Here is an 18,678-nt window from a genome sequence, read left to right on the forward strand (position 1 = left end):
AATCACAGGAATTATGGAATGTGCAAAAAATATGATAAAGAAAAATCATATGGAAGTGAATGAAACATTAGAAATGCTTGGAGTAGATGAAACGCTCAGACCTAAGATTCTAGAAATCTTAAAAAAGGAAGGAATTAAGTAAGATTAGTTTGATAATCATTATTCTTGTACTAAGCTTTTTTGGAATGTGCAAGGTTTATACAAAGAAGAAAGATGCAAAGGATTTCTTGATAGAGAAATTGAAACCTACACAGAAAGTTTTAAAATTTTATGAAAAAAATAACATGATGTATTACATGCGATAGATGACAATTTCAAAAACCAGTAAGCGATATTTAACCTTTCTCAGCAAGAAGTTCCCCACTTCTAAAGTGGGAGATGAATTGTTTTCCACCCACTCTTGATATGCACCGAGCAATGTGTTATGATGTAATCAGTCGAAACAGGAAAGGATGATTATACGTGGAATTAGACAACAATGCACATTCAGTGTTTTTGCTGAATTATCATCTTGTACTTGTTGTGAAATATCGTCGAAAAGTATCCGATGACAGCGTTTCTGCACGTGCAAAAGAAATTTTTGAGTACATTGCACCGAATTACAACATTACATTACAGGAATGAAAATCATGATAAAGACCATATTCACATTCTTTTCAAGGCACAACCGAAATCGGAAATCAGCAAATTCATAAACGCCTATAAAAGTGCAAGTAGTAGACTTCTGAAAAAAGAGTTTCCACAAATTAAATCAAAGTTATGGAAAGAATATTTTTGGAGTCAGAGTTTTTGCTTACTTACAACAGGCAGTGCGCCTATTGAAGTAATCAAAAAATATATAGAAAGCCAAGGTGAAAAGCATTGAACAAAGCTTATAAATTCAGAATATATCCAAATGCAGCGCAACGTACAATGTTTGCCAAAACCTTTGGTTGCGTCAGATTTATCTACAATCGTATGTTATCCGATAAAATCAAATACTATGAGGAAACCAAGCAAAATCTGAAGAATACTCCTGCAAAGTATAAAAAAGAATTTGACTGGCTGAAAGAGGTTGACAGTTTAGCCCTTGCGAATGCTCAGATAAATTTACAGACATCGTACAACAACTTTTTCAGAAGTCCTAAAATAGGCTTTCCGAAATTCAAATCCAAGAAATCTAACCATAGGAGTTACACAACAAACTGTGTAAATGGCAATATTGTTATTGCTGAGGGATATATCAAACTTCCAAAAGTAGGCTTGGTTAAGTTGAAGCAACATAGAAATGTCCCATCAGATTATAAGTTGAAATCCGTGACGATAAGCCTTACTCCAAGCGGAAAGTATAATGCAAGTGTTCTATTTGAGTATGAAAACCAAGTACAACAAGCAGAAGCGACAACTTTCTTAGGACTTGACTTTTCTATGCACGAATTATACAAGGATAGTAACGGAAATGAACCAAGGTATCCAAGATATTATCGGCAAGCTGAAAAGAAGCTTGCAAGAGAACAACGTAAGTTATCAAAAATGCAAAAAGGTTCAAATAACCGTAACAAACAGCGTATCAAAGTAGCCGAGTTGCACGAAGAGATTGCAAATCAACGCAAGGATTTTCTGCATAAACAATCAAGGCAGATAACCAATGCAAACGATTGTGTATGTATAGAAAATCTTGATATGAAAACGATGTCGCAAGCCATGAATTTTGGAAAATCCGTATCCGATAATGGATGGGGAATGTTTGTTATGTTCCTGCAATACAAACTTGTTGAAAAAGGGAAACAGCTTGTCAAGGTGGATAAATACTTTGCAAGTTCTCAAATCTGTAATGTCTGTGGTTACAAAAATCCCGAAACGAAAAACCTTAGGATACGTGCGTGGGACTGTCCCGAATGCGGTACACATCACGACAGAGACATAAACGCTGCAATGAACATTAGAAACGAGGGTATGCGATTAGTTTCTGCATAACTCAAAACATAAAACCGTGGGACACACGGGGTTAGCTTGTATATGCTTACAGCAGTAGCTGTATCGAGCAAGAAGCTCTCACCTCTAAGCATTAGCGTAGGTGATGAGAGTATGTCACAAATACTATTATGTTAATTAATAATACCTATAATACTCATCAAATGACATGCTTATTTATAATGATTTAGCTTTTTAGAATAATTGTTACTTATTTTAGATAAGTTGTTTTTGTTTTGCTTTACTTTGTATAATTTAGAGTTACTAAAAAGTATAAAAATCATGACGAAAAATGCAAACCGAAAGGGTTTACATTAGCGACTATAGGGATTAAAATGACAATGTCAGAAGGGAAAGATGAAATTTCTGATGTAGTGAGAGGTTTATTGCTTTATTGAAACAGGACAGTTTAGTTGCCGCAAGTATCAAATCCTATACTAATCGAGATAAACTAGAAAAAGCTTAAAACCCTTCTTTTTCTAGCAAATTTCATCCAAAACACAAAAAAAAACTGATTTTTTACCCGAAATCAGCTGTTTAAAAAGGTATAGGTTTCTGAACATGTTTCAAAAAAAAGCAGAAGCAAAGTGAGGTGGAGAATTGAAAAAATCACGAAAAGTGTTCTTGACAGTTTTTTGCATATTCACTATTTGTGGCTGTAGCTCTAAAGCAGATACAAATGAAGAATTAACACCTGTTGTAAATAAAACAGCAACAGGTGAAATTATTCCATCCTATACAAGAGATATAACACCTGGGAAAAAGATAGAAATATCAGCTAGCAGGTTAATTGAAAAAATGGACTCTAAAGATGAATTTGTAGTTGTCTTTACACTTACTAACTGTAGCAAATGTCAACTTTTTAAAGAGATGTTTGAGAACTACAAAATGATTCATCATGTAGAATTATTTGATGTAGTTTTAGACAAAGAAGAAGATGCAACTGCAGCCACAGAAAAAATACAAAAGTATTTTACAGATTTTGAAGATACACCATCCATTTTTTATGTAAAGAATGGCATGGTGATACAAGGAAATAGTTCTTCTTTTAGTGAAGATGGCTTTGATGAATGGATACAGATTAATCAATTGGATAAAGCTGATTAATATGATTTGCGTTAGGTTAAAGTGATTTTCAATTATGTTCACAAAAAGGGCATTATATAGAAATTAGTAAGTTGGAATACTATACAGCTATATATTGAAAAATGTCAAGTATATTTGTGAATCTTATAACTAGATGACTTGGTTATAAGACTATGGTTTATTTATGACTATATGGTAATAAAAAAGGCGAAAGGTTTTAATAAGTGTTTTTTGATTTAAAGCAATAAGATGAGGAGGAACAAATGAATAATATATTAAAAAGAGTTGGTGTTGTTGGATTAGCAATGTCAATGACGTTTACTATGGCTTATTCAAATTCTGCATTTTTCATTTCTGCCAAAGCGGAAGAGGGTAGTGATCAAAACCTTGAAAATACGATAGGTGCAGTAAGCGGAGAAGCTCAAAAAACGAAAAATGTTGTTGATATCAAACTTGAAACTGGTACATTACGTGCAACCTTTTTAAAGGATAATGTATTTAGATTAAACTTTGAAAAAGATGGAAATGATTTCTTAGTAAATGCTAAGCCATATGTAAGCAGTAGCTATAATAAAGTTTTTATTCTTGATAAACACGATAGTGATTATGAAGGAGTAGAACCAAATGTTTCAGATGATGGAAAAACTATTACATTATCTACAAGTGCTTTAAGTTTAACAATAAATAAAGAAAATTCTTTGATGAAATTATCCAATAGTAATGGGAAAACCCTTTGGGAAGAAGCTAAACCTATTACGATTGAGAAAAAGAAAACTACGCAGACTCTAAAAACAGATCCTGATGAATATTTCTACGGAGGAGGTACTCAAAATGGTTACTTCTCCCATAAGAATACAAAACTTCAAATAAGAACTGGTGGCGGCTGGGAAGATGGTGGACGTAGTAACCCTGTTCCTTTCTATATGTCAACAAAGGGGTATGGTGTGATGCGTCATACCTTTACTCCAGGTGATTATGATTTTTCAGAAACTGCAACGTTCTCACATGAAGAAGAGCGCTTTGATGCTTACTATTATGTGGAACCAGCAACAGATTTAAAAGCGTTGTTAAATGATTTTACGGAAATGACAGGACGTCCTGTATTCTGGCCACGTTGGGGTCAATATATTGGACATGCAGATTGTTATAATTATAATGCTAATACAGGTGAGAGAGATTTAAATACTCATGGTACAACAGTTTTAAATAACTATGTTAAAAATCATGAAATTCCATTAGGATGGATGTTACCTCAAGATGGTTATGGATGTCATTATGGAAAGACTGGAACTGTAGATGGCAATATTGAAAATTTACAAAAATTTGTATCTTCAGCAAATGATTTGGGTGTTCAAGTTGGAATGTGGACACAAAGTGATTTGTATAATGAAAGTGAAAAGGTTTTACGTAATGTAGACAAAGAAGTTATGACTGCAGGAACACGTGGAATTAAAACTGACGTTGCTTGGGTAGGAAATGGATACGATATGCAGATGAACTCTGTATCTACTGGATATGAAGCTATTGCACAATCTGGTGATCGTCCATTTATCTTCTCATTATATGGTTGGGCTGGTTCCCAAAGATATAACGGTATTTGGACAGGCGATCAATCTGGTGGTCGTTGGGAATATATACGATTTATGATTCCTTCTTATATTGGATCAGGATTATCTGCACAACCTAATGTAGGCTCAGACATTGACTCTATTTATAAAGGTAATCGTGTTATCGCAACTCGTGATGTTGAATGGAAATCCTTTACACCAATGTTATACAACATGGGTGGATGGGATGGCTCAAAAGCCGATGATTTGGATGGAAAGACACCTTGGGAATATAGTTCACAAGATGGTGGAGAGTCTGAAGCAATCCAACGTTTATATTTAAAGACTAGATCTGAACTAACTCCATATAACTACACATTGGCTAAGGAAGCAAATACAAATGGTACACCATTACTTCGTGCTATGGTATTGGAATATCCTAATGATCCAGTTACATATGGTAAAGATACACAGTATCAATATATGTGGGGACCAAACTTATTGGTAGCACCTGTATATGAAGGACCTAGTAATAATACCGATGCAGGTAAACGTGATAATATTTACCTTCCTGATGAGAATCAGACATGGATTGATTTCTTTACTGGTGAACAATACAATGGTGGGCAGACATTATATAACTTTGATGCACCACTATGGAAACTGCCAGTATTTATAAAGAGTGGAGCAATTATTCCTTATACAGAAGATAATAACGCTTCTGGAGAGATTACAGATGCATTTGATCGTATCTTCGATGTTTATCCTGATGGTGATACTTCATTCACAATGTATGAAGATGATGGTAAATCAATTGATAGTGGATCTGCTAATACAACTATAACATCAAGTGCTCCTAAGATGACAAAGGGAAGCGCTGAAGATGGAACAGCTACAATAACGATTGATAAACGTTTGATTAATGGAAACTATGCTTCTGAAAATAAATCAACAGTGTTGAAAGTGAATACTCACAAGGAACCATCAAAGGTTACTTTGGAATTTAATGGAACAACACAGGAATTAACAAAAGTTACTAAAGCTGAGTATGAAAAAGCAGTTGCTGATGATGATTATTCCAAAAATATTTACTATTATGATACAGAAGTAAATCTTAATAAATATGAACAAGGAGAAAAAATCAATAATGGTAAGATCATTACCAGCCCTAAGCTATTTGTTAGAACAGTTAAAACAAATGTAAATGATACAAAAATGGTTTTAAAAGTTGAAGAATTTAACAATTCTAATAAAGCAAAAGCTGAAGGGGAACTCGCTACTATCCCTACATTCCAAAACGTAGACGATGCAGATATTACTCCCACAAGCATTACTTTAAAATGGGATGAAGTTGAAAAAGCAACATCTTATGATTTGCTTGTAAATGGAAAGAAAATTCTTTCTAATGTAACTTCTCCATGTATGATTAAAGATCTTCCTAATGCTACGAAATATGACTTTCAAATTCGCTCAGTTAACAAAGCTGGTGCTTCTGAATGGAGTACACCTGCAGTTTCTGTTACCACAAAAGATGATCCGTTCAAAATGGTGCCAGAAACTATAACAGCTAACTGGAATGGTACGAGTGGAAATTATGAAGGCACAGTTTCTAGCGCAGTAGATAAAGATTTGAAAACACAGTGGCATTCTAATTCAGGTTCTGTAGGAACCCAAGCAGTTCTTGATATGAAATATGTTTATGATATAGAAAGCATCATGTATGTACCACGTCAGGATTTAGGTAATGGTACACCAAATACTCTTGATGTGGAAGTTAGTAAAGATGGCATCCATTGGCTTACTTTAAAAACTAATTATAAAACAACATGGAAAGAACAAGATTCCATAAATTTCATGAAAGGTGACAATATCACTTTTGATAAGAGTGTATATGCAAGGTATATTCGTCTTACAAATAAAGGCTCAGCTGGCGATTTCTTTACTGCAATTGAATTGATGCCAATGATAAAGGAAGGAACTGTTCCTACAACTCCTGGTGCATCTAACGTACGTTTACATACGGATGAATTATCTGCACAGGATTTAGTGCCATTAAAGAATTATAATGGTTTTGAGGATCCAGATACTAACTTTGTAGAACAGGTATCTAGAGCTGACATGAATTTTGATGGTGTTATTGATGCATTTGATATTTCTTATGTTGCATCTCAATTAGATGGGGGAATCCTACCTGAAGAAAAAGATGAAATTCAAGGTAACATTGTATTGAAGAGCGATGTAAAAACAGTGAAAAAGGGTGATCAATTCACATTGACACTTGAAGGCGTTGGATTTACTGATGTAAATGCAATCTCTGCTAAGATTCCATTTGATTCCTCTAAATTCAAACTTGTTGGAAATGTCGAGGCTGCTTATGCTACATATAACATGGAAAACTATTCTGTTATAAGAACCCATGATGATAAATCTGAAAATCTGTACATAGCCTTTGCAAACATTGGTAATAAAGATAGAATCAATGGTAATAAGCTATTAGCAACAATCACAGTAGAAGCTTTGGCAGATGGCAATAATGAATTTGCATTAGAATCTGCAAACGTTATAAATTCTAATATGACTATAAAGGATGCTATGCTAACAGAAGCAGGAGATGATGTTACTAAACCATCTACTACAGGAAAAGTGCAGATTTCTAATAAAGTTATCAAAGCAACGACAAAACAATCAGAAAAATATCAACCTGGTGCAGGCGTAGATAAAATGATTGATGGAGATACAACTAAATTAGCTGAACTTCTTTGGAATGAAAAAGCAGAGTTACCATTAGATGCTACCTTTACATTTGATACACCACAGGACATTAATTTAATGACTGTTTATCAACGCTCAGGTGGAGGTAATGGTGAAATTAAAGAATTTGAAGCCACTGTAGTGTATGAAGATGATAGTACTGCCAATCTTGGGAAAATCACCATGGTTAAAGCAAAAACTGCAGAGTATAAAAACGTAGATATTGTTGCGGATAAAAAAGTGAAATCAGTTACTTTGAATTTTACAGATTCTCATAGTGGAAAGAAAATGCTTTCAGTTGGAGAGGTCACTTTCTCAAACAGCCAACCAGTTAATCCTGCCTCTATAGAATTTGACAAAGATTCCTATAAAGTGAATGAAACAGGAAGAATTGCTGTTACTGCAGCTGTAAAACCAGATAATGTAAATAATGGTAACTACACAATTGCTAGTGCAAATGAGGAAATCGCTAAAGTAACAAAAGTTGCAAATGGTGATGATAATTACTACTATATCGTTGAAGGTATTAAAGAAGGCACTACTAGTTTAATTGCTACGTCTACAGCAGATGATAAAATTACAAAAGAAGTAAATATTACTGTTATAAAGAACGAAGTTGATCGTAGTGTATTATCTGAATTAATTGATAATTGTGATGCATTGATTAAAGAAGTTTATACTGAAGAAACATGGACAAGCTTTAGCGCAGAATTAGAAAATGCTAAAACTGTAGTTACTACAGCTAAAACATTATCTGAAATTGAGGCAGAAGCAATTAAATTGTCTATTGCTAAAAACGCTCTTGTAGAAATCCCTACAGATCCAAACAAGATTATTGTAAATGGTGTTGCAGAAGTAAATGCTCTATATAGTGAATCCAATGAAGGTAAGAACATGTTTGATGGTGATGTTAATACCTATTGGGAATCTCCATATAGTGGAGATTCTGCAAAATTGCCTCAAGAAGTTATCGTAAAACTGGAAGATACTTATATTTTGAATCAGATTGATTTGATTTCACATACTGCTAAAAATGGAGGTGTGACAAAATATGAAGTTTCTACTAGTACAAACGGAACTGATTGGACACCAGCCGTCAATGGTAGAGTAAATCCTAGTGTTTATGAGCAAAACCAAAATTATACAAAAGAAATTAAGTTTAAACCAGTTGTAGCAAGTTATGTAAAAGTAGTAGTAACAGGTGCAGTTGGTAGAATACCAGAAGAAAATGATGTATATGCACGTGTTGCAGAAATGACAGTTTATGGTACAACTGTTCATAGTGTTTCTCTTGATAAAGAAGAAATTAAAGCTGAAGAAACTGTTCAAGCAAAAGCAGATACTTTACCAATTAATTTAGATGTTGTTTGGTCAAGTTCAGATGAAACTGTGGCTACAGTTGATGCTAATGGCGTAGTTACAGGTGTTAAGAATGGGACTGCAGAGATTATTGCTACATATGGCGATATTCAAGCTTCTACAACTATCAAGGTTAATAAATTCATGACATTCACACCTGTATTGGAAGATGCTAATAAGTGGATGGATGAACATAAAGACGATGCTTTAAGTTACACACCTTCTACATGGGAAGCTTTTACAAAAGCATTAGAAGATGCTAATAAAGTTACTGAAAGCAATACACAAAAAGAGATTGATAGTGCTGAAGCTACTTTAGTACAAGCAAAATCTGATCTTACAGAATTCGTTGAATTAGAAGATTTAAAAGCTGCAATTGTTGAGGCAAAAGCAATGACAAATGGAGAAAATGGTCCAGAAGTTGATGCTACTTATACAAAAGAAAGCTTTGCTAAATTCCAAGAATCTATCGTTGCTGCAGAAACTGCTGTAGTAACACCAACTGAAATTGGTGTAGCAAATGCTAATAAAGCATTGATTGATGCAAAAAATGCTTTAGTTAAAATTGATGAACTAAGAAATGCTGTTAAAGAAATTATAGCAGTAGATGATGGTTACACATTGGCTAGCAAAACTGCTTATGAAACAGTAAGTAGTAATGCAAAAGCTATCTTGGTAAAAGATGATAGTACAAAAGATGAAGTTACAAAAGCTATCAATGATTTAGTTTCTGCTAAAGAAAATCTAGTTTCAATTGTTGATTTGAAAGATGAAATCAATAAAGCGAAAGATTATGTAGAAGCAAACAAAGACAAATTTACTCCAGCTTATGCAGAAAAATTAAATGCAGCAATAGAAACAGCTGAAACTATTCTAGTAAAAGAAACTGCTAGCAAAAATGAAGTTGAACAACAAGTTGCAATCTTAAAAACATTGATGAATAGCACAGTGTTTAAAGCAGATAAAACAGCATTGGCTGAAGCTATCAAAGATGCTGAAAAAGCATTGGAAGATGCCGATATTTATACTGCAAGTAGTGTTGATGCAGCCAAATCTGCTTTAGAATCTGCTAACAAAGTAATGAAAGATGATAATGCAACTCAAGAAAATGTAGCTGCTACAACAGATACATTGAAAGCTGCAATTAAGGGATTAACTGAAATTACTTCAGATCCTACACCAGAACCAGGCACACCTGGAGGTACAACAACACCTGGTGGAACAACTCCAGGAAACACAACAACACCAAATGGAAACAATGGTGCTGACACAGGAGATACAACAAATGCAACAGCATTGGCAGGAACTATGTTACTTGCTGGTGCAGGAGTAGTAGCATTACTTCTGAAGAAGAAAAAAGAAACTGACAACAGTGCGAAATAACGCATAATGACGTATTAATATGGGCTGACATAGAAATCTATGTCAACCCATGTTTTGAAAAAAAAGAGAGTTAATTATTTAGAAAGGAGTACACTATGAAACTTACTAAGTTTTTAAGTGGAAGTTTATCAATCGCAGTAGCATTGACAGCAATCATGCCATCTATTCAGGTAAAAGCAGCAGGATCAGTTCATGCAAATGCAAATGATGATACAATCAGTTTGGGTAATGATTATATCAGTAGAGAATACACAATAAAAGACAGTCATGTGTTAACATCTTTATTAGAAAATAAAAGAGCAAACACAACGTTAGCACCACAAGCAGGATCAGAAGATTTTATTATCAATCTATTAGCTGATGCTGATACACCAGATACAAAACCTGAAATAGAAAACAAACAGGAATATGTATATACAGGACTTGATAGTAAACTTGCCATGGATTCATGGAATGCTACTTTAAAAAATAGTAACGGAGATGCATTTGATGATGCCAACGTGAAAAAACTATTTGATAATGATACAAATACTAATGTAGACAATTATCAAATTAGTGGGATGCCATTTACTTTAGAAATTGACTTTGGAGAAAAGAAAACAATTTCTAGCATGTCAGTAAACAAACGTCCAGGTTATCCTGACGAACTATATGGTATTAATGGTACCATGGGTGGTTATGAAATATGGGTAAAAGCAGATGATAGTGCTGAGTACACTAAAGTTAAAGAAGGAGCTTTCTCTGCAGAAGACTATAATCTTCACAAAGAAGGAACGTTATTTAATGTAGGCGATATGGTTTATGTTAACCTTGATCAGCCTGTTGAAGCACAACAAGTCAAAGTGGTACAGACATCTGTTGCTTTTGGAGCTGCAGAGGAATTTTCATCATCTGAGGTTAATTTCTATACAGATAAAATAGAAAAAGCTTTAAAGATTGTTGAGCCTAAAACAGCACTTGAGCGTAGTGCTTGGAATGTTTCTATTCAAAACAAGGATGGGGCTAAATTTGATGAAACAAATACTGCAAAAGTAATTGACGGTGATTTAAACACATATCCTGATGAATATACAAAACCAGGTAATCCAATTACTGTAGAAATTGATTTAGGATCCGTTCAAACAGTAAGTTCTTTATCTATCGATAAACGCCCAGGTTATCCTGATAAAAATCTTGGTACAAATGGTACCATGGGTGAATTTGAAGTATATGTAAGTAATGATAAAGTGGATTGGACAATTGCAGGAGCTGGTAACTTTACAGAAGAAGCATACAATCTTCATCAAGTAGACAACCTATATAATGTAGGCGATCGTGTTTATTTAAACCTTTTGAAAGCTTACGATACACAATATGTTCGTTTAGTTCAAAAATCATGTTCTATAGGATCTACTGCAGAATTTACAAGTGCAGAATTGAATCTATATTCTGATGCTTATCAAGGTTATGATTGGAGCGAAGAAGTGCATGGTCAAGCAATTTCTTCAGCAATCCAATCAAGTAAGTTGATTTATAAAGATACTGTAATTTCTGATACTGAAGCAGGTGGAAAAAAAGTAGTGATTTCTTATGAACCAGTAGAAAAAGCAGGTGTTACCTATACGATTGATCAGGTAGCTGTATTGGAATCAGAAGATCACTATATGCACTCTTTCATTGAAATTAAAGCAAGTGACAATGCTAAAGCTCAAATCGATTATATCGATCAAGATCATTTTGTTTTACCAGCAGATGCAAAAGATGTATGGAGTCATCCAGAAGATAGCAAGATTTCATCTATGTGGATTAAACAGCATGAATTAATGCTTGGACAACCTATTTATGCTAATGGCTTCTTCATGGGTTCAGAATTCCCTGCTACAGACACCATTGTTAAAAACAATGAAACTCAGATTCGTTATTACTCTGGAAAAACATTTGAAAAAATGGCAGCTGATGGACAATTAACAACAGATGGAAAATTTGTTTCTTGGCAAAATGTTATTGGCGCTGCTCGTGATACATCAGAATCAGTTGTACAAACAGATTTCTTTGATTATATTGAAGATATCGCAACACCAACTGATTTCCGTAAACAGTATAACTCTTGGTATGACAACATGATGTCTATCACAGATGAAAGTATTGCTAGTTCTTTCAATGGAGCAGAAGCAGGCTTATCAGCTGAAGGCGTAGAACCTCTTGAATCTTATGTTGTTGATGATGGATGGAATAACTACTATGATGGAAAATATACAGGAGCTAGTACAGATGCAGGAAGTGGAACACCAAATCAGACAGGATTCTGGGAGTTTAACAGCAAATTCCCTAATGAACTATATACTTCTAGTGCATTATCTGATAAATTCCAATCATCCTTTGGTTTATGGGTAGGTCCACAAGGTGGATACAATTATTTTGGTACATTTGCCAAATTCCTTGAGGAAAGTGGAACAGGTTATGCTCAAAAAGATTATTGGGAAAATGTGTGTGTTGGATCTAAAAAATATGTAAATAATCTTCAGACAATGTTCGTTGATTATCAAAAACGTTTTAATATTGATTATTGGAAATGGGATGGTTTTGCTGTTAGACCATGTACAAATGCATCACACGATCATATGACTGGTGGAGAGAACAATATGTACTATACCAGTGATCTTTGGGAAAAATGGACAGATTTATTTGATACTGTTCGTGCTGAAAGAGCAAAAGAAGGTAAAGGTCTATGGATCAACGCTACATGTTATGTTAACTTAAGTCCATGGTTATTACAGTGGGTTAACACAATTTGGGTACAAGATTCAGGTGATACAGGAGTGTTAGGCACTGGAGAACGTCACGAACAGAAGATCTATTACCGTGATCAAGTATATTATCAGCTTTACAAACAGAATCAGATTCAGTTCCCAATGAAAAACATCTATAACCATGATCCAATTTATGGTGTATCTGATGGAAGTAATGCTACTACGGATGTATTCAGAGAATACTTGATGGCAAATGCAGTACGTGGTACCGCATTCTGGGAATTATATTATTCACCATCTTTGATGGATGAAGCAAAATGGAAAGTAAGTGCTGATGTGCTTGACTTTGCGCAAAGTAATCATGAAATTTTAAAGAACGCTAAATTATTTGGTAATCAGCCAAGTGAAGGTGTGTATGGATATTCTAGTTGGAATGGTACACAAGGTATTGTTTCCTTTACCAATCCATTAGATACTCAACAAGAGTATTCTTTAACAATCGATAGTGAAGTTGGAGCTGTTTCAGATTTAAGTAATTCATCTGTTGTTCAGGTAGAACCATATACAACAGGAATGATGGCTGATAAAGTATCTTATGGTGATAGCTTTAACGTTACACTTGCTCCACATGAAACTAAAATTTTCCAATTTGGAAAAGTAGATAGTGATGCTCCTGAAGTTGTTTCTGCTAAAGTAACAGGTGATAAAGAAGTAAGTGTTAAATTCTCTGAACGTGTTTCTAATGAGGCAGAATACAGTGTAAATGGTAAAGCAGCAACTGCTGAATTAAAAGAAGATTATAGAACTGTTGTATTAACTGCAGATTCAGCATTTGATAAAGATGCTAAAGTAACGATTACATCTGATGAAGTTAAGGATATCTATGGTAACCGTGTTTCAGTTAATGAAACTACAACTGCTTATGAAGATGGTGTAGTTGCATCTGTTGAAGGAGACAAAATGGATCCTACTACAGGTGAATACTATACTGAAATAACTGGTGAAAAAGAAATTTCTAAAGTAGGTATTAGTGGTACAAACGATTTTGGTATTAGCTTTAATATCAAAACAACAGATACTAATAAAGCGGTATTAACTCAAGGTAATGATATCAAAGTATCTATTGATGAAGATGGCTATTTGGTAGCTAAGATTGGTTCTCAAAGCGTAACTTCAAAAGAAACAGTTACAACAGTAAAAGAAAAAGCACATGGCTTATTCAATACAGATGCATATGTTCCAACAACTACTGAAAATACAGATCAAGGTAAAGTTGCTGATGGTGAAATGCATTCTATTGTAATTACTCGTGAAGCTAATGGAATGATTAAACTATATGAGAATGGTGCGTTAAGAACTTCTGCATACGATGATGGCAAAAAAGATGATATCAAAGATGCAAAAATTGTATTAGGTTCTAATAGTTTTAATGCAATACTTGGCGATGTTCAGGTTGTTAATGAAGCTATTGATTATGATGTAGCAAAAGCTAATGCGGATAAAGTCGGTACCGTGGATGAAATGAGAGCATTGGATCGTGAAGGCTGGACTGCAACTGCTTGTAGTGAAATGGAAGCCACAACAGGTGATGCTAATGCTATGGCAGCAATTGATGGTGATTTGAACTCTTGGTGGCATTCTAATTATCTTGGAGAAGATAAGCATGAAGGAAGCAATCACTGGATTGCAATTGATTTTGGTAAAGAAAAAACATTCTCTGCCTTTGAATTAACAGGACGTGGTGGATCAAATGGTGATGTTTCTCAATATAACCTATACGCTAAACAGAATGGTGAATGGGTAAAAATTGTAGATAATGGAGAATTTAGTGCTTCTTCTGTAGTCAATACAGTCACATTTGATGAAATTACTGCAACTGGTGTAAAATTAGAGTATGTTAAATCTAATGGTAATTTTGCTGCAGCAAAAGAAATTAATGTTTTAGCTAAAGCAAGCCTAGTAAATCACGAAGCTGTTGTAAAAGTAGCAGAAGATGTGAAAAAAGTAGAAGAAGGAACTTATAGTAAAGCTTCTTATAAAGCTTACTTAAGCGCATTTAATAAACTTCAAGATTTAGTTGAAGCTACAAAAGATGCAGATACTACAAATTTCGTATTACAAAATATTTTAAATGAAATCGAATCAGCACAAGCTTCTCTTGTTGATACAGCTCCTTTACAGGTTGCAATTGATAAGTTAAAAGAGGAAGTAAAGAAAACCGATATTTATTCAGCTGATTCTATTGATGAAGCAAATAAGTTGATTGCTAGCGTTGAAGGACTTGTTGAAGATGGAAGTAAAACTGAAATTGAGGAAGCTTTAGCTGAACTTAATGATTTCAAACTTACTGTAAAAGGTGATGTTACATCATTAAAAGCACTTATTGTAGATTGTGAATCTAAGAATGCATCGGATTATACAGAAAAAACATGGAATGATTTAAAAGATGTTTTAACAGAAGCTTCAAAAATAGTAGATGATAAGAATGTAACTGATGCAATGATTGAAACAGCGATTGCAAGTATCAATGAAAGCAAAGATGCTTTGGCAGCTGTTAAACCAATTGATGATGCTGTAAAAGCATATGAAGCTAAACTAAGTGATGATAGCTTTACACCTGCTTCTATTACTGCAGCAAAAGAAGTCTTCAATAAATTGGCGATTGCTGATGTGAAAAAGAATGGTACAAAAGATGATGTTGCATCTATTGTAAATGAAATTAATAGTATTGCATTTACTGAAAAAGCAAATAAAGATGCATTAAATGCTACGATTGCTGATGCACAGAAGAAAATAGACTCTGAAAATTATACAGAGGCTAGTAAAGCAGAATTGTCAGAAGCTATCAAAGCAGTTGCTAATCTTGTAAAAGATGATAACGCAACTCAAAAAGATGTTGATCAAGCAGTAGCTGATTTGAATAAAGTTACCTTGGTTGATATTACTGATTTGAAAGCAGAAATGGAAAAATTCAATACCAAGATGGGTAGTGATGCATTGCTTCCAGATAGCCAAAAAGTAGCACAGAAAGTATATGATAATGCCAAAGCATTACAGAAAGATGGTAATGCTCAAGACATTCAAAAAGCCATAGATGCGATGAAGAATTTCAAATTCGAGTATAAGAGTGATAAGTCTACGCTTGAAACTACAATCAATGCAGGATCTTCTTTGAAGAAAGATGATTATACAAAGGAAAGCTGGGATACTTACCAGAAAGCTTTGGATAATGCAAATAAAGTATTAAAGAATGAGAATGCTACTTCAGATGAAGTTGTTAAAGCATTAGATCAATTACTAAGTGCTCGTGGTGATTTGAAAAAAGTAGAACCAGTACAGAAACCAAGCAATACAACGAAACCTGATACTGGCGATCATACCAACACAGGCATTCTGTTTGGTGGATTATTGATGGGTGGAGCTGCGCTTGCTATCCTTTTGAAAAAAAGAAAAGATGCAGCTGTAAAATAAAGAAACTCATGGGGTCTTAAGATTTTGAAGAAAAGAAAAAAGAAGTAGTACACTAGTAGAAATCAAAAGATCCTGTGTGTTTCACTTAAGGTTATAGAATAGTGAAATAATACACAAAAAGAAGGGATGAAGGATTATGATATGGTTGATATTCGCTGTTGTTGCATTGATTTGCTTGATATTAGCAATCTTTCTTGTTCGATATTACCATCTTTCTCAATTAAAAAAAAGAAAGAAATTATCTAAATCAGGAATGTACTCCTTAATTCAAGAAGATCAGATAGATATAGAGGATTAAACTGATTCGACATCCATTCATTTATGCAGATAGATATAGAAATATATGTATCTGCTTTTTTTGTTTTCTACAGGGAAAAAACGGGGGTTTTATGTAAATTTCCTAGCTGTTAGGAAATTTTATCTTTTCAAAGTATACTATAATCGTTTATAATGAAAGAAGTGGAGGTGTGAAAACTATGGCATTAAACAAAAGGCAGGAAAAAATCATTGCGATGATGAATGATATGAATGATTGGATCACTGGAAAAGAATTAAGTAAGCTATTAAATGTAAGTGATCGTACCATTCGTTCAGATATTGATGTGATCAATCGAACTTATGAAAATGAATTGATTGAAAGTAATTTAAGATATGGATATCATTTAAATCAAGACGTTTTTCGTACGTTGGATATTGAAATCGAAGAAAGCATTCCACAAACACCACAGGAAAGATGCGTCTATATCATCCAAGAATTGTTATTTCAAAGAACAGAATTGAATATTATAGATTTACAGAATCTTGTCTATGTGAGTGGATATTCCATCGATAATGATATCAAGCGCATTAAGAAAATGGTGGAGCCTTATGAAGACCTGAAGTTGGTTCGTTCCAAGAGCTGTATTCATTTAGAGGGAAGCGAATCCAGTAAACGTAAGCTTTACAAAGAATTGCTTGCGGCAGAAACTAAGGGAAATTTCTTGAATATGAATAAATTAGCATCCTTATATAAAGATTTTAATCTTTTAGAAGTGAAAGCGTTGTTGGATGAAACCATTCGTAAATATGATTTTCATATCAGAGAAATGGCGATGCCGATCCTCATGATGCATGTTGGAGTATCGATGGAACGTATCATACATCATAATTTTATTGAAACAGATCGTAAAAATCCAGAGCTAGCGAAAAGTGTGGAATATCAAATCGCAAAGGAGTTTTTCCACAAAGTAGCGGGTAGGATTCGTATTGAAGTTGTAGAAGATGAAATCGTATTGTTGGCACTTTTATTGCTTGGAAAGCGAAGTAGTGAATATACGGGAGATAAAATAAAAATAGAGGATAAGGATTATAATGTAAAAGATTTGGTAAAACAATTACTGGATGATATTTATCAAACGTTCGATATTGATTTCCGTAAGGATGTTGATTTACAAGTAGGTTTACAGATGCATATGCAATCTATGATCGAACGACAATTAAAACAAGTAGAAGTAGATAATGTTTATCTACAAGAAATCAAAAAGAAATATCCTTTGGTTTTTGAAATGGGAGTACGTGCAGGAAAGTTTTTGGAAGAGAAAACCAATTTGGATATCAATGAAAATGAGTTAGGATTTATTGCATTACATTTAGGTAGTGCATATGATCGAAGCAGCGCCTCAGGAAAATATCGTGTCTTAATGATCTATCCGGATGATCAAGCATTAAGTAAATTATGTGCGCAAAAAGTAGAAACAAGATTTGGGGAACGAATGGAAATCGTAGAGCATATGAGCTTATTTGAAGAAGCTGCCGTCAATGATATCCAACCGGATATGATATTGACAACATTGCCTTTATTACATAGCCTGGATATCTTAACCGTACAGATTACTTTATTTGTGAACTATGAAGATGAAAGTCGTATTTTTCAAGCATTGAATCAATTAGATAAGGTGAAGAGCAGAAAAGAGTTTCAAGAGATGATCGTACATTTGATCAAACCTCAATTTTTCTATACGGATTTGGATGTGATGACACCCGAGGAAATGATATCTTATATGTGTGATCAATTGATCAAAGAGGGTTATGCACCTGATGGTTTTAAGGCAAGCGTATTACAGCGAGAAAGTATGTCTTCTACATCTTTTACCTATGGCTTTGCGATACCGCATACCTTTAATGTCATGGCGAATCAGTCTTGTTTATCTGTAGCAATCTTGAAAAATCCGATTACATGGGGTGATTTTGAAGTACAACTGGTAATACTTCTTGCGATCAAAAATGAAGACAGAAAGCTATTACGAGTCTTCTTTGATTGGTTAAGCAGTGTGGTATCTAATTCCAGTAAATTTGCCAGTCTGTTGGAAACAACGAATCATAAAGAATTTATCTATCAGATCTTACAATCCTAAGGAGGA

At 34.1% G+C, this 18,678-nt stretch carries 6 protein-coding genes and 1 pseudogene; all 7 read left to right on the forward strand.

What is annotated here, in order from left to right; translation table 11 throughout:
- Window positions 1-462 precede the first annotated feature (462 nt).
- Window positions 463-865, forward strand: a pseudogene (gene tnpA, locus UGRO018_RS03480) (IS200/IS605 family transposase).
- Window positions 862-1,956, forward strand: a complete 1,095-nt coding sequence (tnpB, locus tag UGRO018_RS03485; protein WP_416325065.1) for an IS200/IS605 family element RNA-guided endonuclease TnpB — start codon at window positions 862-864, stop codon at window positions 1,954-1,956. The pseudogene tnpA and the gene tnpB overlap by 4 nt, the downstream one beginning before the upstream one ends.
- 597 nt (window positions 1,957-2,553) lie before the next feature.
- On the forward strand, window positions 2,554-3,060 hold the full coding sequence (locus tag UGRO018_RS03490) for a hypothetical protein (protein ID WP_416325066.1): 507 nt from the start codon (window positions 2,554-2,556) through the stop codon (window positions 3,058-3,060).
- Between the two features lie 242 nt (window positions 3,061-3,302).
- Window positions 3,303-10,079 (forward strand): discoidin domain-containing protein, encoded by a 6,777-nt coding sequence (locus UGRO018_RS03495; protein ID WP_416325067.1) that lies wholly within the window; start codon window positions 3,303-3,305, stop codon window positions 10,077-10,079.
- Window positions 10,080-10,174: 95 nt separating this feature from the next.
- On the forward strand, window positions 10,175-16,279 hold the full coding sequence (locus tag UGRO018_RS03500; RefSeq protein WP_416325068.1) for a discoidin domain-containing protein: 6,105 nt from the start codon (window positions 10,175-10,177) through the stop codon (window positions 16,277-16,279).
- 136 nt (window positions 16,280-16,415) lie between these two features.
- Complete coding sequence (locus UGRO018_RS03505) at window positions 16,416-16,577, forward strand: hypothetical protein (RefSeq protein WP_416325069.1); 162 nt, start codon at window positions 16,416-16,418, stop codon at window positions 16,575-16,577.
- A gap of 178 nt (window positions 16,578-16,755) precedes the next feature.
- Window positions 16,756-18,672: a BglG family transcription antiterminator gene (locus tag UGRO018_RS03510; RefSeq protein ID WP_416325070.1), complete on the forward strand. Its 1,917-nt coding sequence runs from the start codon at window positions 16,756-16,758 to the stop codon at window positions 18,670-18,672.
- Window positions 18,673-18,678 lie beyond the last annotated feature (6 nt).

Origin of the sequence: Hoskinsella mucinilytica, from assembly GCF_045223415.1 — a bacterium.
In the GTDB taxonomy this organism is placed as follows: domain Bacteria; phylum Bacillota_I; class Bacilli_A; order Erysipelotrichales; family Erysipelotrichaceae; genus Hoskinsella; species Hoskinsella mucinilytica.

What these genes read in the sequence shown, in the direction of transcription:
- UGRO018_RS03495 (WP_416325067.1), top strand. Translation starts at nt 3,303, where the DNA reads ATGAATAATATATTAAAAAGAGTTGGTGTTGTTGGATTAGCAATGTCA.
- UGRO018_RS03500 (WP_416325068.1), top strand. Translation starts at nt 10,175, where the DNA reads ATGAAACTTACTAAGTTTTTAAGTGGAAGTTTATCAATCGCAGTAGCA.
- UGRO018_RS03505 (WP_416325069.1), top strand. Translation starts at nt 16,416, where the DNA reads ATGATATGGTTGATATTCGCTGTTGTTGCATTGATTTGCTTGATATTA.
- UGRO018_RS03510 (WP_416325070.1), top strand. Translation starts at nt 16,756, where the DNA reads ATGGCATTAAACAAAAGGCAGGAAAAAATCATTGCGATGATGAATGAT.